Raw genomic sequence first — 21,144 nt, forward strand, 5'->3', positions numbered from 1 at the left:
AGCGCGCCCCAAGAAGAAGGCGAACCACGGCAACAAGGCCGGTCAGCGCTGAGTCACGCGCCGAAAGCTGTCCACCGGGGCGGGTGAGAAGGAGCGCGGCGCTCCCGATCACCCGACCCGCCCGTATCACCCACCCGTGAGGCGTCGATGATCGAACTCTCTCCCCGTCACCTGCCCACCCTGACCCGCTGGTTCCCCGCGGGCACCCCGGCGCCGCCATCGGCGAGCATGTGCTGGCGACCGACGTCGGACGCTGGCGGGCCGACCGCGTCCTCCAGCCGCGAGCCGTCGCGGCGTCGTGTGCCGGCCATGTCGTCCTGCGCGGGTCCCCCGACCTGCTCACGCCCGAGGTCCTGGCGCCACTGGCGGGCAGCCGGATCGACGCCCCCGCTCGCTTCCTGCCGGCACTGGGTGCGGCCTTCGAACGGCTCATCCCCTGGGAACGCATGGTCTGGACCCGGCAGGCCGAGCCGCAGCCCGCCCCGGTGCCGTTCGGCGTGACCGTACGCCGCCTGGAGCCGGCGGACACCGACGCCGTGCACGACCTCGGCCTGGACGCCTCGTGGCTCTCCGCCACCTGGGGCGGCCCGGCCGGACTCGCCATGTCCGGTCACGCCTGGGCGGCCACGGCCAGGAACGGCCGCCTCCTGGCCGTCGCCTGCACCTACTTCCGCGGCACGGCGTACGAGGACGTGGCGGTCTTCACCGTGCCGGACCACCGCCGTCACCGCCTCGCCCTGGCCTGCGTCATCGCCCTCTGCGACGACATCGCGGCCCGCGGCCGCACCCCCAGCTGGAACTGCTCGGTCCTCAACCGCGCCAGTCGCCTCCTCGCCCGGACGGCGGGCTTCCGCCTGATCCGCGAGTACGTCCACTACGCCGTCGGCAGCCCGGTCTCCCACGACCGGCTCAACGCATGAACCCACCCCCACGGGAAAGACAGCCCTCGATGCCCAGGTCACCACTCCTCACCCTCCTGATCCTGAACGATCGCCACGAACTGGCGATCACCCGGCTGAAAGGGGCCGACGACTCCTTCACCCTCCACTACACGATCACGCCCGCGCTGCCCGACTCCGACAGCGGTACGCCCCTGCTCCCGGTTCTGTCCGCCGAGGACGATCTGGGCAACGCGTACGAGGACCGGGGCGGCGCCTACGGCCCGAGCCAGGACGGCACCCGCACCCACGGCTCACTCACCGCCCACCCCGCCCTCGCCCCCGGCACGACCGCCCTCCGGATCCGGATCACGTTCCTGCGAAACGGCCAGGAGTCGGCGTACGACATGACACTCGGTGTCCACCCCTGAGTGCGGCTTGCGTTCATCCCCCCATACAGCGCAGTCGGCGCACGGTCATCCCCGAGCTGCGGTCTTGGCGTGCTGCCCACGCCTCAACGCCCTTTCTTAACGGGAACTTGACGTCGATGGACCCCTTATGCGTGGGCCCGTGCGTCACTCTCTGAATACGCTGAGGGCGCCGTCCGCGTGATGGCCGGAACCGCACGCAGAGCCGCTGTACATCAGGAGCACGCCGATGGCCACCACCGAGCATCCGCCGCCCAGTCGCCTGCGCGCCTGGATGCTGGAGGGGCTGTCCGACATCGGCAAGGGCGGCGGCCCTCAGGGACCCCACGCCCAGCCGGCGCCCCCGCACGAGGGCCAGCCCTGGTACCGGGTGATGTGCCTGACCGGTGTGGACTACTTCTCGACCCTCGGCTATCAGCCCGGTATTGCCGCGCTCGCGGCCGGTCTGCTGTCGCCCGTCGCGACCATCGTGCTCGTGATCGTCACCCTGGCGGGCGCCCTCCCGGTCTACCGGAGGGTGGCCGAGGAGAGCCCGCACGGACAGGGCTCGATCGCGATGCTGGAGCGGCTGCTCACCTTCTGGAAGGGCAAGCTCTTCGTCCTGACCCTGCTCGGCTTCGCCGCCACCGACTTCCTGATCACCATCACCCTCTCGGCCGCGGACGCCTCGACCCACCTGGTGGAGAACCCGCAGCTGCACGATGCGCTGCACGACAAGCAGCTGCTGATCACCCTCGTGCTCATCGCGCTGCTCGGCGCGGTGTTCCTCAAGGGATTTCTGGAGGCGATCGGCGTCGCGGTGGCTCTGGTGGGGGCCTACCTGGCGCTGAACGCCGTCGTCGTGATCGTCGGCCTGTGGCACATCATCACCGAGGGGCATGTCGTCACCGACTGGTCGAACGCCCTGACCGCCGAGCACGGCAACGTCTTCGTCATGATCGGCATGGCCCTGATCGTCTTCCCGAAGCTCGCCCTGGGCCTGTCCGGCTTCGAGACCGGCGTCGCCGTGATGCCGCACGTCAAGGGCGAGGCGGGGGACACCGAAGAGGACCCCAAGGGCCGGATCCGGGGTACCAAGAAGCTGCTCACGACGGCCGCACTGATCATGAGCGGCTTCCTGATCACGACCAGTTTCATCACCACCCTCCTGATCCCGGAGCAGGAGTTCGAGGAGGGCGGCAAGGCCAACGGCCGCGCCCTCGCCTATCTGGCGCACGACTACCTGGGCAACGTCTTCGGCACGGTCTACGACGTCTCGACGATCGCCATCCTGTGGTTCGCCGGCGCCTCCGCGATGGCCGGACTGCTCAACCTGATGCCCCGCTATCTGCCCCGCTACGGCATGGCCCCGCACTGGGCCCGTGCCGTGCGCCCGATGGTCATCGTCTTCACCCTGATCGGCTTCCTGGTCACCTGGATCTTCGACGCCGACGTCGACGCCCAGGGCGGCGCGTACGCCACCGGCGTGCTGGTGCTGATCAGCTCGGCCGCGATCGCGGTGACCATCGCCGCGCGGAAGGCCGACCAGCGCAACTGGACGATCGCCTTCGCGGTGATCTCGGCGGTGTTCCTCTACACGACGGTCCTGAACATCATCGAGCGCCCGGACGGCGTGAAGATCGGCGCCTGCTTCATCGCGGGCATCATGATCCTCTCCCTGGCCTCCCGGCTGGCCCGCGCCTTCGAGCTGCGCGTGACCAGCGTGACACTCGACGACATGGCGGAACGATTCGTCCGGGACATCGCCAGCCGCAAAATCCGATTCATCGCAAACGAGCCCGACAAGCGCGACCTCGCCGAGTACCGCGACAAGATCGAGCAGATCCGCCAGGACAACGACGTCCCCGGCCAGGAGGACTTCGTCTTCGTCGAGGTGACGGTCACCGACCCGTCCGAGTTCGAGTCCGGTCTGACGGTGCGCGGCGAGGTCATGCACAACCGCTACCGGGTCCTGACGCTGGAGTCCTCCTCCATCTCCAACTCCCTGGCCGCGCTGCTTCTACACGTCCGCGACACCACCGGCCGCATCCCGCACATCTACTTCGAGTGGACCGAGGGCGACCCCTTCGCCAACTTCCTGCGCTTCTTCCTCTTCGGCCAGGGCGAGATCGCCCCGGTCACCCGGGAGGTGCTGCGCGCGGCGGAACCGGACCCCGCACGCCGGCCACGCGTGCACACGGGCTGAGCGGTCAGCGCCAAAAGCCTCGCCGAGGAGCGCGTGTCACGACCCGGCCGTAGCCGAGGCGACCGCACACCTCCACGCGCAGCACCACGGGCCCGTCCGCACCTCTGGACCCGCGCGTCCTGATCGTGGAGTAGTCCGTGACCAGGGCGTCGGTGTCCACCACGACGCCCGGCCGCGTCACCAGCCGCAGCGTGCCGCCCTGCATGTCGAGCTCGATGCGCAGGGTGTCGTACGTGATGACGGCCTCGGTGAAGTCGAGCGTCACGTCGCCCCAGGTCGACTCGATCGCCAGCCGCCGCGGCACCGCCCAGGTACCGTCCCGCCGGACCGAGCTGCCCTCCTGCTCGATACGGACGACATCCTTCGCCTCGGCCACGACGGGCAGATCGCCGGTCAACGCGGCCAACTCCCCCATGGTCCGGGCGGACAGCGCGGCCCCGACCCGTTCGTCGAGCTCCTCGGCGGTCAGCCGACCGTCCCCCGCGGCGGCGGTCAGCACCTCCACGACGCGGTCCCGGTCCGCATGCGAGGCCCGCACCTCGGACGACGTACCCGAACCCAAGAGCTCGGCCGACATACCTTCACCCCGATCACCCATCACGAACTAACGCTATATCGCGTTATACCTGATGGCCAACCCTGCGTCCACCATGCACGCCTGCCGCCCTATCGTGACCGGCATGCACTCCTACACCATCGGTCAGGCCGCACGCCTGCTCGGCGTCAGCCCCGACACCGCACGTCGCTGGGCGGACGCCGGCCGGGTGGCGACCCATCGGGACGACAGCGGACGCCGGCTCATCGAGGGACGGGACCTGGCCGCGTTCTCGGTCGAGCTCGCCAAGTCCGGCAGCGGCGAGGAGGAGGCTCCGTACACCTCGGCCCGCAACGCCTTCCCCGGCATCGTGACCGCCATCAAGCTCGGCGATGTCGCGGCCCAGGTCGAGATCCAGGCCGGGCCCCACCGGCTGGTCTCCCTGCTCACCCGCGAGGCCGTCGAGGAACTCGGCCTGGAGGTCGGCATGGAGGCGACGGCCCGCGTGAAGTCGACGAACGTCCATATCGACCGCGCCTGACACGCCCCGAGCCGCACATGCGATCACCCATCACGCATTAGCCTCGATCGTGCGATGCAACAGGTGACTCATGCCTTGCATCTGCGCCAGTATGATCGACGCATCGGAAGAGTCCGGCGGGCTCTTCCTCCAGCGGACAGAGGGAGTGGACCCGTGAGTGGACCCGTGATGACCCGTCCCCGACGCCGGGCCCTGCGGGCGGCCGGCGCCGGAGCCGCCGCGCTGCTGGCGCTGAGCGCCTGCTCCTCCTCGTCCGATTCCGACTCCACGGCCGCCGGGTCCGACGCGTCGGATCGGCTCAGCGGCGAGGTGACCGTCTTCGCGGCCGCCTCGCTCAAGGAGAGCTTCACGACGCTGGGCAAGGAGTTCGAGAAGCAGCACCCGGGCACAAAGGTCACCTTCAGCTTCGGCGGCAGCGACTCCCTCGCGGCGAGCATCACCGGCGGCGCCGCCCCGGCGGACGTCTTCGCCGCCGCCAGCCCCAAGACGATGGCGATCGTCACCGACGCCGGGGACGCCTCCGGCACGCCGACCACCTTCGTCCGCAACCAGCTGGAGATCGCCACCCTGCCGGGCAACCCCGACAGGATCTCCTCCCTCAAGGACCTGACCAAGTCCGGTCTGAAGGTCGTGCTCTGCGACGAGTCGGTGCCGTGCGGCGCCGCCGCGCAGAAGGCGCTGGGCGCGACCAGGCTGAAGCTCACCCCCGTGTCCTACGAGCAGGACGTCAAGAGCGCCCTGACGAAGGTGGAGTTGAAGGAGGCCGACGCGGCGCTCGTCTACAAGACCGATGTGAAGGCGGCGGGTGACAAGGTGGAAGGCGTGGACTTCCCCGAGTCGGCCGATGCCCTCAACGACTACCCGATCGCCCTGCTCAGGGACGCGCCCAACGCCGAGGCGGCCAAGGCCTTCATCGACCTGGTGAAGTCCGCCGAGGGGCAGAAGGTGCTGACCGGGGCCGGGTTCCTCGCGCCGTGACGGAAACCCTCAAGGGTGGCCCCCGGCGAGGCCGGCTCCGCAAAGGTACCCGCGGGGTGCCGCTGCCCCTGCTCGTTCCGGCGCTGGCAGGCCTGGCGTTCCTGGTGCTGCCGCTGATCGCCCTGCTCGTACGCACTCCCTGGCGCACCCTGCCGGATCAGCTCACCAGTCCCGAGGTGTGGGAGGCCCTCCGGCTGTCCCTGTTCTGTGCCACGGCGGCGACCGCCCTGAGTCTGGTGATCGGAGTCCCGCTGGCCTGGCTGCTGGCCCGCACGGACTTCCCCGGCCGCCGACTGGTCCGTGCCCTGGTGACGCTGCCGCTCGTGCTGCCGCCGGTGGTGGGCGGTGTGGCCCTGCTGCTGGCGCTCGGCCGCAACGGCGTCGTCGGGCAGTGGCTCGACTCCTGGTTCGGGATCACCCTGCCGTTCACCACCGCGGGCGTGGTCCTCGCGGAGACGTTTGTGGCGATGCCGTTCCTCGTCATCAGCGTGGAGGGCACCCTGCGGGCGGCCGACCCCCGCTACGAGGAGGCGGCCACGACCCTGGGCGCCTCCCGTTTCACCGCCTTCCGCCGCGTCACCCTGCCGCTGATCGCCCAGGGCATCGCCGCCGGCGCGGTGCTGGCCTGGGCCCGGGCACTCGGCGAGTTCGGGGCGACGATCACCTTCGCGGGCAACTTCCCGGGCCGTACGCAGACCATGCCGCTCGCGGTGTACCTGGCCCTGCAGAACGACCCGGCCGCGGCGATCGCCCTCAGCCTGGTCCTGCTCGCCGTGTCCATCGCCGTCCTCGTCGGCCTGCGCGACCGCTGGATGACCGCCTCATGACCCACCTCGACGACTCCACCGCCCTCACCTCCGGTGCCGTGCACGGCGAGGGGCTCGACGCCCGTCTCGTCGTCGACCACGGCCCCTTCCGCCTCGACATCGCGCTCACCGCAGCGCCCGGCGACGTCGTCGCCCTGCTCGGCCCCAACGGCGCCGGAAAGACGACCGCCCTGCGCGCCCTGGCCGGCCTCGCCCCGCTCACGGCCGGCCATCTCCGGCTGGACGGCACCGAGTTGGGCCGTACGCCGCCCGAATCCCGGCCGGTCGGCGTCGTCTTCCAGGACTACCTGCTCTTCCCCCATCTGACGGCCCTGGACAATGTGGCCTTCGGACCGCGCTGCCACGGCGCGACCAAGGCGGAGGCCCGCGCGCAGGCAGCCGCATGGCTGGACCGCATGGGCCTCGCCGACCACGCCGGCGCCAAACCCCGCCGCCTGTCCGGCGGCCAGGGCCAGCGCGTCGCCCTCGCCCGTGCCCTGGCCACGCACCCCCGGCTGCTGCTCCTCGACGAGCCCCTCGCCGCCCTGGACGCCCGCACCCGCCTGGAGGTGCGTGCCCAACTACGGCGCCATCTCGCCGACTTCGAGGCCGTGGCGGTACTGGTCACGCACGATCCGCTGGACGCCATGGTCCTGGCCGACCGGCTCGTGGTCGTCGAGCACGGCCGGATCGTCCAGGAGGGCACGCCCGCCGACATCGCCCGCCGCCCCCGCACGGACTACGTGGCCCAACTCGTCGGGCTGAACCTCTACAAGGGCAGAGCCACGGGCCACACCGTCCACCTGGACGCCGGCCCCGCCATCACCACCACCGAGGACCTCACGGGACCGGTCTTCGTGGCCTTCCCACCGGGCGCCGTCACCCTCTTCCGGGACCGCCCCACCGGTGCCAGCGCCCGCAACCTCTGGCGCTGCGAGGTCACCGGCCTGGAGACCCACGGCGACCAGATCCGCGCCGCCCTCACCGGCGAACTCCCCCTCACCGCCGACCTCACCACGGTCGCGGCCGCCGAACTCGACCTGCACCCCGGCGCACCGGTCTGGGCAACGGTCAAGGCCGCCCAGACCCACGCCTACCCGGCCTGAAACGCCCAGAGGGCCCCGCGCAGCAGAACGCGGGGCCCTCAACCGACGTACTCAGTCCTCGTACGCATCCAGCGGCGGGCAGGAACAGACCAGGTTCCGGTCGCCGAAGGCCTGGTCGATTCGGCGCACCGGCGGCCAGTACTTGTCCGCGGCCGAGACACCGTCCGGGAAGACGGCCTCCGTACGGCTGTAGGTGTGCTCCCACTCACCGCCGAGCGCGGCGGCCGTGTGCGGGGCGTTTCGCAACGGGTTGTCGTCGGCCGGCCACTCGCCCGAGCCGACCTTCTCGATCTCCGCCCGGATCGCGATCATCGCCTCGCAGAACCGGTCGAGTTCGGTCAGGTCCTCGGACTCGGTCGGCTCGATCATCAGCGTTCCGGCCACCGGGAAGGACATCGTCGGCGCGTGGAAACCGTAGTCGATCAGCCGCTTGGCGACGTCGTCGACGCTCACGCCGGTCGCCTTGGTCAGCGGCCGCAGATCGATGATGCACTCGTGCGCGACCAGCCCGCCGGGACCGGTGTACAGCACGGGGTAGTGCGGTTCGAGCCGCTTGGCGATGTAGTTGGCGCTCAGGACCGCCACCTGCGTGGCCCGCTTGAGCCCCTCACCGCCCATGAGCCGGACGTACGCCCACGAGATCGGCAGGATGCCCGCGGACCCCCACGGCGCGGCCGAGATCGGGCCCACGCCGGTCTCCGGACCGGCCTCCGGCTGGAGCGGGTGGTTCGGCAGATACGGCGCCAGGTGCGACCGTACGGCCACCGGGCCGACGCCCGGACCGCCTCCGCCGTGCGGGATGCAGAACGTCTTGTGCAGGTTGAGGTGCGAGACGTCACCGCCGAAGTGCCCGGGCTTGGCCAGCCCGACCAGGGCGTTGAGGTTGGCGCCGTCGACGTACACCTGCCCGCCGGCCTCGTGGACCTGGGCGCAGATGTCGGCGACGTGCTCCTCGAACACCCCGTGCGTCGAGGGGTACGTGATCATCAGCACCGCCAGTTCGTCGCGGTACTGCTCGATCTTGGCCCGCAGATCCTCGACGTCGATCTCACCGTCCTCGGCGGTCTTCACGACGACGACCTTCATCCCGGCCATCACGGCGCTGGCGGCGTTCGTCCCGTGCGCGGAGGACGGGATGAGGCAGACGGTCCGCTGCTCATCGCCGTTGGCCCGGTGGTACCCCCGCACCGCGAGCAGACCGGCCAGCTCACCCTGCGAGCCGGCGTTGGGCTGCAGCGACACCTTGTCGTAGCCGGTGACCTCGGCGAGCCGGTCCTCCAGCTCACGGATGAGCGTGAGGTAGCCCTGCGCCTGCCCGGCGGGTGCGAAGGGGTGCAGCTGCCCGAACTCGGGCCAGGTGACCGGCTCCATCTCGGTGGTCGCGTTGAGCTTCATGGTGCACGAGCCCAGCGGGATCATGCCGCGGTCCAGCGCGTAGTCGCGGTCGGCGAGCCGGCGCAGGTAGCGCAGCATCGCGGTCTCGGAGCGGTGCTGGTGGAAGACGGGGTGGGTCAGGTAGTCGTCGGTGCGCAGCAGCGCGGCCGGCAGCGCGTCCTCGGTGCCGGCGTCCAGGGCGTCGATGTCGCCGTCGACCCCGAACGCGGCCCACACGGCGCTCAGTTGGGCCCGCTTCGTGGTCTCGTCGCAGGCGATCGAGACATGGTCGGCGTCCACGAGGTGCAGGTTCACCCCGCGGTCTCGGGCGGCCGCGACGACGTCGGCCGCCCGGCCCGGCACCCTTGCGGTGAGCGTGTCGAAGTAGGCGCCGTGGACGGTCTCGACGCCGCCGTCGCGCAGCCCCGCGGCGAGGAGGGCGGCGTATCGGTGGGTGCGCCTCGCGATGCCCTTCAGACCCTCGGGCCCGTGGTGGACGGCGTACATCCCGGCCATGACGGCGAGCAGCACCTGGGCCGTACAGATGTTGCTGGTCGCCTTCTCCCGGCGGATGTGCTGCTCACGCGTCTGCAGTGCGAGCCGGTAGGCCCTGTTGCCGTCGGCGTCGACCGAGACGCCCACGAGGCGGCCGGGCAGGCTGCGGGCGAACTTCTCCTGCACGGCCATGTATCCGGCGTGCGGCCCGCCGAAGCCCATCGGCACACCGAACCGCTGGGTCGTACCGACGGCGATGTCCGCGCCCAGCTCGCCCGGCGACTTCAGCAGCGTCAGCGCCAGCAGGTCGGCTGCGACGGTGACCAGTGCGCCCAGCTCGTGCGCCTGGTCGATGACCGGCTTGATGTCGCGTACGGCTCCGGAAGCGCCGGGGTACTGGATGAGCACGCCGTTGATCTCACGCTCGGCGATGTCGGCCGGAATGCCGTCACTGAGGTCGGCGACGACGACCTCGACACCGGTCGGCTCGGCGCGGGTCTCGATCACGGCGATGGTCTGCGGGAACGCGTCCGCGTCGACCAGGAAGAGGCCCTTCTTGTTCTTGCCCATGCGCCGGGACAGGGACATGGCCTCCGCCGCGGCCGTGCCCTCGTCGAGCAGCGAGGCACCCGAGGTCGGCAGCCCCGTGAGGTCGGCGACCACGGTCTGGAAGTTCAGCAGCGCTTCGAGCCGCCCCTGCGAGATCTCCGGCTGGTACGGGGTGTAGGCGGTGTACCAGGCCGGGTTCTCCATGACGTTGCGCAGGATGACGGGCGGGGTGAACGTCCCGTAGTAGCCGAGCCCGATCATGGAGTCGAGGACCTGGTTGCGGTCGGCGAGCGAGCGCAGCTCGGCCAGCACCTCGGCCTCGGTCCGCGCACCCGGCAGGTCCAGGGCGTCGGCGTTCTTGATCACATCCGGTACCGCGGCGGCGGTGAGCTCGTCGAGCGAGCCGTAGCCGACCTGCGCGAGCATCTTGGCCCGCGCCTCCTGGTCGGGCCCGATGTGACGCTGCTCGAAGGGCGTGCCCTGTTCGAGCTCGGAGAGCGGAATGCGATGGGCGGTCATTGCGGAGGCCTCCTGGTCTGACACGACCTTCGAGGGGCACCACGGCGCGGGTACCCCGGCGGCCTCCCCCTCTGTCATCTCAACCTGAGAGCTTCACCGGACCGCCCGAGGACGCCCGGCTTGCACCGTCGGTGAGAGCGGAAGCCGTCGACACCCGCTCTGCTTTCCAGAGTGACCTCGTCCGTGCGGTACGTGGGCCTGAGAGATTCCGGGGAGGATTTGCTCCTTCGGCGCCTCCGATGGTGTCCGGAGGACTCTCCCGCACGGGGTCAGCAGCCGTTTGCCAGACTACCAGCGAGGTCAACGCCCGGGCGTTCGAGTGGCCGCGTGCCTCAATGTGCTCTTTCGTAGTGCTTACGGATGAGTTGCGAGCAAGTGGAGGGCCCGTGCAGACCGACATCGATCCGCGCAACCTGATCGGCCGCAAGGCCTTCGACCGCAACGGCAACAAGATCGGCACGATCGACGAGATCTACCTCGACGACGCAACCGGCGTCCCGGAGTGGGCCGCGATACGCACCGGCCTGTTCAGCAGAGACGCCTTCGTGCCGCTCGAGCCCAGCGAGCTGATCGAGGGCAGCCTGCACGTCCCCTTCGACCGCGCCCTGATCAAGGACGCCCCCGACTTCGGCGTGGGCCGTCACCTCTCCCCGGAACAGGAACTCCAGCTCTACCACCACTACGGCCTCGACGTGGCCCCTCCGCCCCGGCTCCCGGACCACGACTTCGGCAAACTGGCGGGCACGGACGACTCCTGACCCCCGGACTCACCCCCGACCGACGAACCCCCCTCCGTGCCCGAAGCCACCTGCTCCCCGGCTCTTCGCGCCACCAATGGCAGCGGATCCGCCGGCTCCAGCGCGCGATCGTCGGTCCGGAACGTCCGCACCCGCCCGGGCTCCGAGTCAGGCGTCTCGAACCGCACGGTCACCCTCCCCAGCCCGCTGCCCTGCACCCACCCGTGCCCGTACTCGGCGTGCCGTACGTCGTGCCCCGCGGGCCATCGACGCTCGACCGGCACGGCCGCACCCTGCACGGGCTCGTCCACCAAGTCCTCCGCCGGCCCCTCCGCCGGTTCACCCGCGGCCTGCGCGAACAGATCCTCCTGCGTGTAGTCGGCGAGCCCGCTGACCCCCACTCCGAGCAGCCGCACACCGCCCGTGGTGTCCACGGAGTCCAGCAGCCGGGCCGCGGCCTCGCGCACCACCGCCGGATCGTCCGTGGGCCCGCGCAGCGTCTCGGACCGGGTCAGCGTGGAGAAGTCGTACCGCCGCACCTTCAGCACGATCGTCCGCCCCGACAGCCCTGCGCCGCGCAGCCGCCGCACACACCGGTCCGCGAGCCGCTGTACCTCCAGCCCCACCCGGACCCGGTCATGGATGTCCATGTCATAGGTGTCCTCGACCGACACCGACTTCGTCTCCCGCTCGGCGACCACCGGCCGATCGTCGCGGGCCAGTGCCATGGCGTACAGCGCGTGCCCGTGCGCCTTTCCCAGAAGTCGCACGAGCTCGTCCTCCCCCGCCTCGGCGATCTCGTCGATCGTGGTGATGCCGGCCCGCCGCAGGTGGTCGCCCGTCGCGGGCCCCACTCCGGGAAGCGTCCGCACCGACATCGGCCCGAGCAGCGTCCGCTCGGTCCCCGGCTCGATCAGCACCAGCCCGTCGGGCTTGGCCTGCTCGGAGGCGATCTTCGCAAGCATTTTGGATGCGGCGAGACCGACGGACCCCGTGAGCCCGGTGACGGCCCGTATGTCGGCCCGCAGCTTCATCCCCGCCAACCGCGCCGACTCCTCGTCCCAGGCCGTTCCCCCGGTCTCCAGGTCCACGAACGCCTCGTCCAGGCTCAGCGGCTCCACCAGCGGCGACAGGGCCCGCAGCAGCTCCATCACCTGCTCGCTGATCGTTCGGTACAGCCCGAAGCGCGGCACGAGATACGCGGCGTTCGGCGCGAGCCGGCGCGCCTGGGCCATGGGCATCGCCGAATGCACCCCGAACACCCGGGCCTCGTACGAGCAGGTCGCCACCACCCCGCGCGGCCCGAGCCCGCCCACGATCACGGCCTTCCCGCGCAGACTCGGCTTGGATGCCTGCTCCACCGAGGCGAAGAAGGCATCCATGTCGAGATGCAGGATCGTGGGCGCGGTTCTCACATCTCCGATGCTGCACCACGCCACTGACAATGCGGCGGCACGACCAGGACAGCACGGCCTGCACACCTGCCGACGCGGTGCCCGGCAGGCCTCCGGAGGCGCCGGGCAGCTGCGTCGCTCAGACCGCCCGATTGCGCCGTCGTGCCAGCTCGTCCGCCGGATTGTGCCCGACGAGCGTCTCGCCGGTGTCGATACGCTCCCCGTGCAGCTGTGACAACGCGCTCTCGACGTCCCGCCACACCACCCCGACCGCGATGCCGAAGATCCCCTGGCCGCCCTGGAGGAGCGCATGAACCTCGTCGGGCGAGGTGCACTCGTACACGGTCGCACCGTCGCTCATCAGCGTCATGCGTTCCAGGTCGCGGAAACCGCGTTCCCTGAGGTGCTGCACGGCGGTGCGGATGTTCTGCAACGACACCCCGGTGTCGAGGAACCGCTTGACGATCTTCAGGACGACGACGTCCCGAAAGCTGTACAGGCGCTGCGTCCCGGACCCGTAGGCGGGCCGCACGCTGGGCTCGACGAGCCCGGTGCGGGCCCAGTAGTCCAGTTGCCGGTAGGTGATGCCGGCGGCCGCACAGGCCGTCGGGCCGCGGTAGCCGATCTGCTCGGACGTCATGGACGCCGCCCCTCCGCTGGTGGGAATGGGCGTCGGTCGCTGCGGAGTGTGATCGGCCGCCCTGCCGTGGAGCGGGTACGGACCGCTCTCCCCGAGACTGCGTCCGGGGGCACCCCCACCCGTACCGTCGCCGCTGCTTCTCACGCCGACCTCCGTCCTTGACCTGCCTTCTCGACGGTAGGCAGTCACCAAGGGTGCGTCAACGATCGCCACACTCGGCACGCCGAGTGATAATCACCCTAAGAGTGGTTTCCCGCCCCCAACCGCGGGGAAAGGCTAGCCGAATGCGCTTGCGGGGAACCGCGGGACGCCCTCACCGGCCGCCGGCAATTGCCGGTACGGAGGCCGTCATCGACCAGGGGACGACCCGTCGAGGACCTTCACGTCCGCCTGAGCCGACCACGTCTCACTGGCTGCTGGTGCCGAAGTCCTCGGGCGAGATCTGGTCGAGGAACTCGCGGAACTTCTCCACCTCGTCCTCCTGCTCGTCCGGAATCGCGATACCGGCGTCGTCGAGCACGCCGTCGCTGCCGTAGATCGGCGTTCCGGTGCGCAGGGCCAGCGCTATGGCATCGGACGGACGGGCGCTCACCTCGACCCCGCTGGCGAAGACCAGCTCGGCGTAGAAGACACCTTCACGCAGATCCGTGATGCGCACTTCGGTGAGCTCCTGACCGACGGCCTCCAGCACGTCCTTGAACAGGTCGTGGGTCAGCGGTCGCGCGGGGGCCATGCCCTGCTGGGCGAAGGCGATCGCCGTCGCCTCCCCCGGCCCGATCCAGATGGGGAGGTAACGGTCGCCTCCCACTTCGCGCAGGAGCACGATCGGTTGGTTGGAGGGCATTTCGACCCGGACACCTACGACATCGAGCTCGTTCACACAGCAACCCTAGGCCGTGCCCGGGACGTTTGGGTAGTCGGGCCGACATCGGAGCCCCGATCCGGCCTTCCCCACCCCCACCGGCCCACCCGACACCCCTGGCAACGCGCCCGCTCCCTGCCCAGACCCACGCCGGTACCTCGACGAAAGCCCTGCACCGGGCAGCACGGTCCGCCCGAAGCCCATACCGCCCCACCCGGAAGTCCCCCTCAGCCCGCGCCGCCCCGCGCGAACCACGCAACCCCTCCGCCGCCCCGCGCGAACGCTCCGAAGCCGCCCCCACCAACCCACACGGCGTCTCCGCAGATCACACCGCCCAGCCCCGCTCAGCCCCGCATGCCGTCCGAAGTCCTCAGCCGCCACCCGCACTGCGCCCGCCGACAGATCGCATCGCTCCTGCCCAGACCCACGCCGTCCTCCGGGGCCGGTCCAGGCTCGTCCGCCGATCCGAGCCGTACAGGCCCCGAGCCACACGCCCCTGCCGACAGGCCGCCCTCGATCAGGGCAGTCGCACGCCCAGCGCGGTCTGTACAAGCGCCGCGTGCAGCTTCACCGTGAGCCCCGCCAGCTCCTGCACACGGGCCTCCGCGTGCGCCCTGGTCTGCGGATTGCGGTGCCGCTTCAGCGGAGCCACCACCTGGTCCACCAGCCCGGCCTCACGGTCGGCAGCCGCCTTCATCACCCGCAGGTGACGCGGCTCGATGCCGAAGCGTCCCAGCTCGGCGACCAGCGAGGCCACGGTGGCGGTCTCCGCGTCGTACACCCCGTCCGACAGCGGAGCAATCAGCCCGTACGACTCCCACTCCGCGAGTTCCTGCTCTCCGATCCCGGCGGCCGCCAGCAGCTCCGCCCGCCCGATGCGCGCCGCCGTCGGTCTCTCGGAGGACTCCGGCGGGGCTTCGCCGTCACGCTGCCGGCCCAGCGCGGGCAGCCGCACCTCCTCGCCGCGCTCCATCGCGTCGAGGTACTCGCGGATCACCTTGAGCGGCAGATAGTGGTCCCGCTGCATCCTCAGTACGTGGCCGAGTCGCTCGACATCGGCCGCGCTGAACTTGCGATATCCCGAGGGGGTCCGCTGCGGCTCGATGAGCCCCTCGGACTCCAGGAAACGGATCTTGGAAATGGTGACTTCGGGGAACTCCTCGCGCAGCACGTTCAACACCGTGCCGATACTCATCAGCCCGCTGTCCGCGGCGGTGATGCCGTTGCCGGCACCACCGCTCGGTGTATGAAGCATGGACCTTCCCTGGGGGTCCCCCCGGACGGAGCCCGGGGGACGGTCAGATGCCCTGCCGGCTCGCGTAGAAGACCAGCCGATACTTGCCGATCTGTACCTCGTCACCGTTCGACAGAGCAACCTGGTCGATCCGCTCACGGTTGACGTACGTGCCGTTCAGACTGCCCACGTCGGCCACCGTGAACGAACCGTCCGGGCTGCGGCGGAACTCCACATGCCGCCGCGAGACCGTCACGTCGTCCAGGAAGATGTCGCTCTGCGGGTGACGCCCGGCCGTGGTCAGGTCGCTGTCCAGGAGGAAGCGGCTGCCCGAGTTCGGCCCGCGGCGCACGACCAGCAGCGCGGAACCCAGCGGAAGGGCGTCCACCGCAGCCTGCGCTTCGGGCGAGAGCGTCGGCATCGGGGTCTGCCCGGTGGCCTCGGCGTCGTAGGCCTCGAGACCGCTGATGGAGATCGTGGAGGTCGTCTCGGACGGACGCTCGGCGGCCGCACCCGCCCGCAACGGCGCACCGCAGTTGGAACAGAAGCGGCTGCTCTCCGCATTGCGGTTACCGCACCTCGTACACACCAGGGCCGACATGGACGGATCCTCCTGCCGCGGCTGCCCCGCCGGGGCATTGGACGCGTACGGGCCGGCGGAAAACCCTCCACCCGTACTTGAGGTTGACGGTTGCCCGAAACCTATGCCGCCGGACTGGGCAGGGTCAACCGTCGGCGCGCCCTGACCTCCGGAAATGTCACCGCCCGGACCAGCGACCTGGTCGCGGAACAGTGGGCGCTGGCCCTCTGCGTCAGGCTGTGCGCGATGACGAGCGGTGGCGTTACCACTGCCCTCTCGTGCGCTCTTGCCGAACAACTTCGCAAACAACTTCACGGGCGATTCCCCTTGACCTGAACAGACCCGCCCGTGGGGCAGGACGAACCCTGACTGCACACTCCGGCCGACCCGGACATCCTCACAACGTCCGTATCCACCAGACAGTTTCCACCACGCACCACCCATTCGGTGCGCCGACCCCCCGCAACCTCATGCCCTCGCCGGACGACCCCCATGCACCCCCGGTTCACTGGGAGGACGACCGAGCGTAGTCAGGTCGCTTCGCCGCTCGCAAGGCGTCCACAACGATCTTGTCGGACCGCTCGACGGTCACGGTGGCCTGCTCCTTCTCGAGCGTCTGCACCACGCCTCCTGGAATGTTGAGCGCCGGTTCGAGGTCCTGCGGCTTGCCGATGACCTTGAAACGATAGGGAGCATTGATCTTGTTCCCGTCGACGCTGACACTCTGCCCGGAGTCGGTCAGATACGTGCCTGCGACCACGCGCACCCCGTTCACCTGGATCGCCTCCGCGCCGGCCGCCCGTAGTTCCTGGATCGCGTCGAGCAGCATGTCCGCCTCGACCGTCCCCTTCGTGTCGTCGATGGTCATCGTGATGCCGGGTCCCTGCGCCGCCACCGTGCCCGCCAGAATGCCGAGTTGCCGCTCCTTCTCGATCGTCTGCTTGCGAGCCTCCTCGGCCTGGTTGGAGCTGTTCTCCAACTCGTCGCGCTGCTTCTCGAGCCCCTGCTTCTCGTCCTCAAGACGCTGGGTACGGTCGTCGAGTTCATCGAGGATGCGTACGAGATCCTCCTGCCGCGCGCCCCGCAGCGCGCTGTCGTCGTCGCTGTTCGAGGCGACCTGCACGGCCAGACCGAAGCCGAGACCGAACAGCAGCAACGCGACGATGAGTTGGGCACGGGTGACGCGCGGCGGCCACAGACCGTTCACGAGCCGCTGCCGACCGGTGAGCGCCGGCTCGGACTCCTCCTCGGGGCGGTCCACCGTCGCCGTGGCCGGCACCTCGTCGGGCAGCTCCTTGCGCAGCTGGTTCTCGGCTGTCTCGTCCTGCTTGCTCATCGGCCTCACGCCCGGAACACATGCCGACGGATCGCCGCGGCGTTGGAGAAGATGCGGATGCCGAGAACCACCACGACGCCGGTGGACAGTTGCGCGCCGACGCCCAACTTGTCGCCCAGGAACACGATCAGCGCGGCGACGACCACGTTCGACAGGAACGACACCACGAAGACCTTGTCGTCGAAGATGCCGTCCAGCATCGCCCGCAGACCTCCGAAGACTGCGTCCAGCGCCGCCACCACGGCGATCGGCAGGTAAGGCTCGACGGCCGCCGGAACCTCGGGCCGGACCAACAGGCCGGCCACGACTCCCACGACGAGGCCCAGTACGGCGATCACGATGTGCCTTTCTCAGTTCTCGGCTGTGCTGACTCGGTTATCGGCTCTGCTGTGCGGACGATCACACTCGGCGCCGCCGGCAGCCGGACCTCGTCCTCCACGGAGATGCTGGTACGGATGCCGAAGTTCTCCTGCAGGGCATGCAGATAAAGCCCGTCCGCGCTGTTCTGGAACCTGGTGCTCAGCTGCTTCCCGTCGCCCACCGCGAGCACCGTGTACGGCGGCACCAGTGGCCGGTTGTCGACCAGTATCGCGTCACCCGCAGCCCTGATCGCCGACAGCGCCGTCAGCCGCTGCCCGTTGATCGAGACAGCCTCGGCGCCCGACTCCCAGAGTCCGTTGACCACCCGCTGCATGTCACGGTCACGCACCCGCCCCGTGTCGGAGAAACCGGACGTTCCGCGCGGGTCGCTGTCACCACCGACGGCGGATTCCTTGGCGTCGTTCACGACCAACTTCACACCGGGGCCGCGTACTTCGGTGGCGCCCGACAGGATTCCCACCAAGTGGGTCTGATCACCGCCGCCACTCTGCTTCAGCGCCGCACGCTGGCGGGCGCTCACGTCGTCGCGCAGCTTGTCGACGTCACTCTCCAGCGCGTCCGCAGCCGCGGTCTCCCGGTCGATCCGGTCGATGAGCTCTTCGCGCTCCTTGGCGACCACAGGAGCTGCCACCTGCGCCTGTGCGGCGCCGACGGTCACCACCAGGGCCGCGAGCACCAGGCCGGCAGCGAGACCGAGCTTCGCCCTGAGGGTTCTGGGCAGGCCTTCGGCGCCCGTCGCCTGCTTCCTGGCCGCGGCCTCGGCGTATCCCTCGTCGAGGCTGTGATCCATGACGTTGGTGAGCAGCGACATGGACGCGTCCGGGCGTGCGGGGGGCGTGGAACTGCTCCGAACGGGGGGCTGCTGCGGCATGCCGCACATCGTCGCACGTCGCGACCGCTACCTCCGCACGGCCCCACCGGCGTGCCGGACAGGCCCCCTTGGGGACACTTGTCCGGCACGCGCGCGTGCTGCCCGTTTACCGTCCGGCGCTGTCCACGACCGCCGACCACTCGTCGAGCAGGGCCTGCGCGGAGGCGTCATCCGGCCCCTCCGCCCACAGGTGGGTGACCGCCTCGGCCGGGTCTGGCAGCACCATGACCCAGCGCCCATCGGCCTCCACCACGCGCACACCGTCCGTGGTGTCCACGTCGCGATCTCCGGCCGCCTCGACGACGCGCCGCATCACCAGCCCCTTGACGGCCCAGGGAGTCGCCAGATCCCGCTTGAGGACGTGCGCCCTGGGGATCCGCGCGTCGATCTGGCTGAGCGTGAGCTGAGTACGCGCCACCAGACCGATCAGCCGCACGAAGGCCGCCGTACCGTCGAAGACACTGCTGAACTCCGGGACGATGAATCCGCCCTTGCCGTCGCCACCGAAGATCGTCGTGTCATCGCGCCCGACCCGCGTCAGGTCGTCAGGGGAAGTGGTGGTCCACTCCACCTGGGTCCCGTGATAGGCCGCGACCTGTTCGGCGACCCTGGTCGTGGTCACCGGCAGGGCGACCCGCCCACTACGCCGCTCAGCGGCCACCAGGTCGAGCATCACGAGCAGCGCCCGGTCGTCCTCGACGATCCGCCCCTTCTCGTCGACCAGCGACAGCCGCTCACCGACGGGATCGAACCGCACCCCGAATGCGGCCCGCGCGGACGCAACGATCTCTCCCAGCCGCACCAGTCCCGACCGCCGCGCATCCGCCGTCTCCGTCGGCCTGGACTCGTCCAGACCAGGATTGATCGTCAGCGAGTCCACGCCCAGCTTGCCGAGCAGGCTGGGCAGCACGAGCCCCGCACTACCGTTCGACGCATCGACGACGACCTTCAGCCCGGACTCGGTGATGCCGGTCGTGTCCACATTCCGCAACAGTGACCCGGTGTACGAGTCGAAGACACTGGCCGGGAAGTGCAGGTCCCCGATCTCTCCCGGGAACGCACGCCGGTACTCCTGCCGCGCGAACACCCGGTCCAGCTTTCGCTGACTCGCCTGCGAAAGGTCGGCTCCTCGCCCGTCGAAGAACATGATGTCCACGGAATCCGGCACGCCGGGTGTGGTCCGGATCATGATCCCGCCGGCACTGCCTCGTGCCGTCTGCTGCCTCGCCACCGGCAGCGGTACGTTCTCCAGGTCCCGTACGTCGATGGCACTGGCCTGCAGCGCGGAGATCACCGCCCGCTTCAGCGCACGCGCACCACGGGAATGGTCACGGGCCGTGGTCACCGTGGAGCCCTTTTTCAAGGTCGTGGCATAGGCGCCGGCGAGGCGCACGGCCAACTCGGGCGTGATCTCGACGTTCAGAATTCCGGAGACGCCGCGGGCGCCGAAGAGATGCGCCTGACCCCTCGATTCCCATATGACCGAGGTGTTGACGAAGGCACCGGCCTCGATGGTCTTGAACGGGTAGACCCGCACATTGCCCTGCACGATCGATTCTTCGCCGATGAGGCACTCGTCGCCGATGACCGCGCCGTCCTCGATCCGCGCCGCCCGCATGATGTCGGTGTTCTTGCCGACGACACAGCCCCGCAGATTGCTGTGCTGCCCGACGTACACGTTGTCGTGTACGACGGCCTTGTGCAGGAACGCCCCGCTCTTGACGACGACATTCGAGCCGACGACGGTGTGCTCACGGATTTCCGAGCCGGCCTCGACCTTGGCATAGTCACCGATATAGAGCGGCCCGCGGAGCACGGCGTCAGGGTGCACCTCGGCGCCTTCGGCCACCCACACACCAGGTGAGATCTCGAAGCCGTCGAGCTCGACGTCGACCTTGCCCTCCAGGACATCGGCCTGCGCCTTCACATAGCTCTCGTGCGTGCCGACATCCTCCCAGTACCCTTCGGCGACATAGCCGTAGATCGGCTTGCCCTCCTTCATGAGCTGCGGGAAGACATCGCCGGACCAGTCGACGGGGACATCGGCCTCGACATAGTCGAAGACCTCAGGCTCCATCACGTAGATGCCGGTATTGACGGTGTCCGAGAACACCTGGCCCCACGTCGGCTTCTCCAGGAACCGCTCGACCTTGCCCTCTTCGTCGACGATGGTGATACCGAATTCCAGTGGGTTGGGGACACGCGTCAGGCAGACAGTGACCAGCGAATCCTTTTCCTTGTGGAAGTTGATCAGCTCGGTGAGGTCGAAGTCGGTCAGGGCATCACCGGAGATGACGAGGAACGTGTCGTCCTTCAACGCCTCTTCGGCGTTCTTGACACTCCCGGCAGTACCGAGTGGCTTCTCCTCATTGGCATAGGTGAGCTCCATGCCGAGCTCCTCGCCGTCACCGAAGTAGTTCTTGACCAGTGAGGCAAGGAACTGGACAGTTACGACAGTCTCGTTGAGCCCATGCCTTTTGAGCAGCCGCAGAACGTGCTCCATGATCGGCCGGTTGGCCACCGGCAGGAGCGGCTTGGGCATGCTTGAGGTCATGGGACGAAGGCGCGTGCCTTCGCCACCGGCCATCACGACGGCCTTCATGTCGGAAGCGTCCTCCTCGAAGAGACGACGGTCTAGCCGACTTCACCCGTCCGAATTGTCCCGCACTTTTCCCTCGCGGGCCATCGCACCGCTACGGCCGCACGTTCGGCGAG

Annotated in this window: 19 protein-coding genes and 1 riboswitch; of the genes, 8 read left to right on the top strand and 11 right to left on the bottom strand. The window is 69.6% G+C overall.

The annotated features are described in order from the left end of the window. Positions 1-230: 230 nt before the first annotated feature. The 3 genes from StrepF001_RS03055 (at position 231) to StrepF001_RS03065 (ending at position 3,491) form a co-directional block, all read left to right on the top strand. Positions 231-920 (top strand): GNAT family N-acetyltransferase, encoded by a 690-nt coding sequence (locus tag StrepF001_RS03055; protein ID WP_240797271.1) that lies wholly within the window; start codon positions 231-233, stop codon positions 918-920. A 29-nt stretch (positions 921-949) separates the two neighbouring features. Continuing rightward, a complete protein-coding gene (locus StrepF001_RS03060) occupies positions 950-1,309 on the top strand; it encodes a hypothetical protein (RefSeq protein WP_240797272.1) in 360 nt (119 codons plus the stop codon). A 226-nt stretch (positions 1,310-1,535) separates the two neighbouring features. Next, complete coding sequence (locus StrepF001_RS03065; RefSeq protein ID WP_129796718.1) at positions 1,536-3,491, top strand: APC family permease; 1,956 nt, start codon at positions 1,536-1,538, stop codon at positions 3,489-3,491. A 4-nt stretch (positions 3,492-3,495) separates the two neighbouring features. On the opposite strand, the gene StrepF001_RS03070 is transcribed toward StrepF001_RS03065, so the two are convergent. Next, entirely contained in the window at positions 3,496-4,068 is a 573-nt protein-coding gene (locus StrepF001_RS03070; RefSeq protein WP_129796719.1) for a DUF1707 domain-containing protein, read from the bottom strand. A 103-nt stretch (positions 4,069-4,171) separates the two neighbouring features. On the opposite strand from StrepF001_RS03070, the gene StrepF001_RS03075 reads away from it, so the two are divergent. The 4 genes from StrepF001_RS03075 to StrepF001_RS03090 all read left to right on the top strand — a co-directional run bounded on the left by StrepF001_RS03075 (position 4,172) and on the right by StrepF001_RS03090 (position 7,457). Continuing rightward, positions 4,172-4,567: a helix-turn-helix transcriptional regulator gene (locus tag StrepF001_RS03075; RefSeq protein ID WP_129796720.1), complete on the top strand. Its 396-nt coding sequence runs from the start codon at positions 4,172-4,174 to the stop codon at positions 4,565-4,567. Positions 4,568-4,735: 168 nt separating this feature from the next. Beyond that, entirely contained in the window at positions 4,736-5,545 is an 810-nt protein-coding gene (gene modA, locus StrepF001_RS03080) for a molybdate ABC transporter substrate-binding protein (RefSeq protein WP_129797493.1), read from the top strand. Next, on the top strand, positions 5,542-6,372 hold the full coding sequence (locus tag StrepF001_RS03085; RefSeq protein WP_129796721.1) for an ABC transporter permease: 831 nt from the start codon (positions 5,542-5,544) through the stop codon (positions 6,370-6,372). The genes modA and StrepF001_RS03085 overlap by 4 nt, the downstream gene beginning before the upstream one ends. Beyond that, positions 6,369-7,457: an ABC transporter ATP-binding protein gene (locus tag StrepF001_RS03090; RefSeq protein ID WP_129796722.1), complete on the top strand. Its 1,089-nt coding sequence runs from the start codon at positions 6,369-6,371 to the stop codon at positions 7,455-7,457. Before StrepF001_RS03085 ends, StrepF001_RS03090 begins: the two co-directional genes overlap by 4 nt. Positions 7,458-7,508: 51 nt before the next feature. Here the strand turns inward: StrepF001_RS03090 and gcvP are convergent, their stop codons facing one another. After that, positions 7,509-10,394, bottom strand: coding sequence for an aminomethyl-transferring glycine dehydrogenase (gene gcvP, locus StrepF001_RS03095; protein ID WP_129796723.1), 2,886 nt, complete (start codon positions 10,392-10,394; stop codon positions 7,509-7,511). 176 nt (positions 10,395-10,570) lie between these two features. Continuing rightward, positions 10,571-10,666: riboswitch (glycine riboswitch) on the bottom strand. Positions 10,667-10,780: 114 nt separating this feature from the next. On the opposite strand from gcvP, the gene StrepF001_RS03100 reads away from it, so the two are divergent. Continuing rightward, positions 10,781-11,152 carry a PRC-barrel domain-containing protein gene (locus tag StrepF001_RS03100; RefSeq protein WP_206306766.1) on the top strand — a complete coding sequence of 124 codons (372 nt, stop codon included), beginning with the start codon at positions 10,781-10,783 and terminating at the stop codon, positions 11,150-11,152. On the opposite strand, the gene StrepF001_RS03105 is transcribed toward StrepF001_RS03100, so the two are convergent. The 9 genes from StrepF001_RS03105 to StrepF001_RS03145 all read right to left on the bottom strand — a co-directional run bounded on the left by StrepF001_RS03105 (position 11,074) and on the right by StrepF001_RS03145 (position 21,031). Beyond that, entirely contained in the window at positions 11,074-12,546 is a 1,473-nt protein-coding gene (locus StrepF001_RS03105; protein ID WP_129796725.1) for a DNA polymerase IV, read from the bottom strand. The genes StrepF001_RS03100 and StrepF001_RS03105 overlap by 79 nt on opposite strands. Positions 12,547-12,664: 118 nt before the next feature. Further along, positions 12,665-13,309: a MerR family transcriptional regulator gene (locus tag StrepF001_RS03110; protein ID WP_129796726.1), complete on the bottom strand. Its 645-nt coding sequence runs from the start codon at positions 13,307-13,309 to the stop codon at positions 12,665-12,667. Between the two features lie 262 nt (positions 13,310-13,571). After that, positions 13,572-14,045 (bottom strand): bifunctional nuclease family protein, encoded by a 474-nt coding sequence (locus StrepF001_RS03115; protein ID WP_004002801.1) that lies wholly within the window; start codon positions 14,043-14,045, stop codon positions 13,572-13,574. Between the two features lie 499 nt (positions 14,046-14,544). After that, positions 14,545-15,282, bottom strand: a complete 738-nt coding sequence (locus StrepF001_RS03120) for a MerR family transcriptional regulator (RefSeq protein WP_129796727.1) — start codon at positions 15,280-15,282, stop codon at positions 14,545-14,547. A gap of 43 nt (positions 15,283-15,325) precedes the next feature. Continuing rightward, positions 15,326-16,285 carry an FHA domain-containing protein gene (locus StrepF001_RS03125; RefSeq protein ID WP_129796728.1) on the bottom strand — a complete coding sequence of 320 codons (960 nt, stop codon included), beginning with the start codon at positions 16,283-16,285 and terminating at the stop codon, positions 15,326-15,328. A 61-nt stretch (positions 16,286-16,346) separates the two neighbouring features. After that, positions 16,347-17,177 (bottom strand): DUF881 domain-containing protein, encoded by an 831-nt coding sequence (locus StrepF001_RS03130; protein WP_129796729.1) that lies wholly within the window; start codon positions 17,175-17,177, stop codon positions 16,347-16,349. Positions 17,178-17,182: 5 nt separating this feature from the next. After that, positions 17,183-17,515 (bottom strand): small basic family protein, encoded by a 333-nt coding sequence (locus StrepF001_RS03135; protein WP_003977440.1) that lies wholly within the window; start codon positions 17,513-17,515, stop codon positions 17,183-17,185. Beyond that, positions 17,512-18,438: a DUF881 domain-containing protein gene (locus tag StrepF001_RS03140; RefSeq protein WP_129796730.1), complete on the bottom strand. Its 927-nt coding sequence runs from the start codon at positions 18,436-18,438 to the stop codon at positions 17,512-17,514. Before StrepF001_RS03140 ends, StrepF001_RS03135 begins: the two co-directional genes overlap by 4 nt. Before the next feature lie 97 nt (positions 18,439-18,535). After that, complete coding sequence (locus StrepF001_RS03145) at positions 18,536-21,031, bottom strand: mannose-1-phosphate guanyltransferase (RefSeq protein WP_129796731.1); 2,496 nt, start codon at positions 21,029-21,031, stop codon at positions 18,536-18,538. Positions 21,032-21,144 lie beyond the last annotated feature (113 nt).

The sequence above is a fragment of the Streptomyces sp. F001 genome, from assembly GCF_004187715.1.
In the GTDB taxonomy this organism is placed as follows: domain Bacteria; phylum Actinomycetota; class Actinomycetes; order Streptomycetales; family Streptomycetaceae; genus Streptomyces; species Streptomyces flavusporus.

What these genes read in the sequence shown, in the direction of transcription:
- StrepF001_RS03060 (WP_240797272.1), top strand. Translation starts at nt 950, where the DNA reads ATGCCCAGGTCACCACTCCTCACCCTCCTGATCCTGAACGATCGCCAC.
- StrepF001_RS03065 (WP_129796718.1), top strand. Translation starts at nt 1,536, where the DNA reads ATGGCCACCACCGAGCATCCGCCGCCCAGTCGCCTGCGCGCCTGGATG.
- StrepF001_RS03070 (WP_129796719.1), bottom strand. Translation starts at nt 4,068, where the DNA reads ATGTCGGCCGAGCTCTTGGGTTCGGGTACGTCGTCCGAGGTGCGGGCC.
- StrepF001_RS03075 (WP_129796720.1), top strand. Translation starts at nt 4,172, where the DNA reads ATGCACTCCTACACCATCGGTCAGGCCGCACGCCTGCTCGGCGTCAGC.
- modA (WP_129797493.1), top strand. Translation starts at nt 4,736, where the DNA reads ATGACCCGTCCCCGACGCCGGGCCCTGCGGGCGGCCGGCGCCGGAGCC.
- StrepF001_RS03090 (WP_129796722.1), top strand. Translation starts at nt 6,369, where the DNA reads ATGACCCACCTCGACGACTCCACCGCCCTCACCTCCGGTGCCGTGCAC.
- gcvP (WP_129796723.1), bottom strand. Translation starts at nt 10,394, where the DNA reads ATGACCGCCCATCGCATTCCGCTCTCCGAGCTCGAACAGGGCACGCCC.
- StrepF001_RS03120 (WP_129796727.1), bottom strand. Translation starts at nt 15,282, where the DNA reads ATGCTTCATACACCGAGCGGTGGTGCCGGCAACGGCATCACCGCCGCG.
- StrepF001_RS03125 (WP_129796728.1), bottom strand. Translation starts at nt 16,285, where the DNA reads ATGGGTGGTGCGTGGTGGAAACTGTCTGGTGGATACGGACGTTGTGAG.
- StrepF001_RS03130 (WP_129796729.1), bottom strand. Translation starts at nt 17,177, where the DNA reads ATGAGCAAGCAGGACGAGACAGCCGAGAACCAGCTGCGCAAGGAGCTG.
- StrepF001_RS03140 (WP_129796730.1), bottom strand. Translation starts at nt 18,438, where the DNA reads ATGTGCGGCATGCCGCAGCAGCCCCCCGTTCGGAGCAGTTCCACGCCC.
- StrepF001_RS03145 (WP_129796731.1), bottom strand. Translation starts at nt 21,031, where the DNA reads ATGAAGGCCGTCGTGATGGCCGGTGGCGAAGGCACGCGCCTTCGTCCC.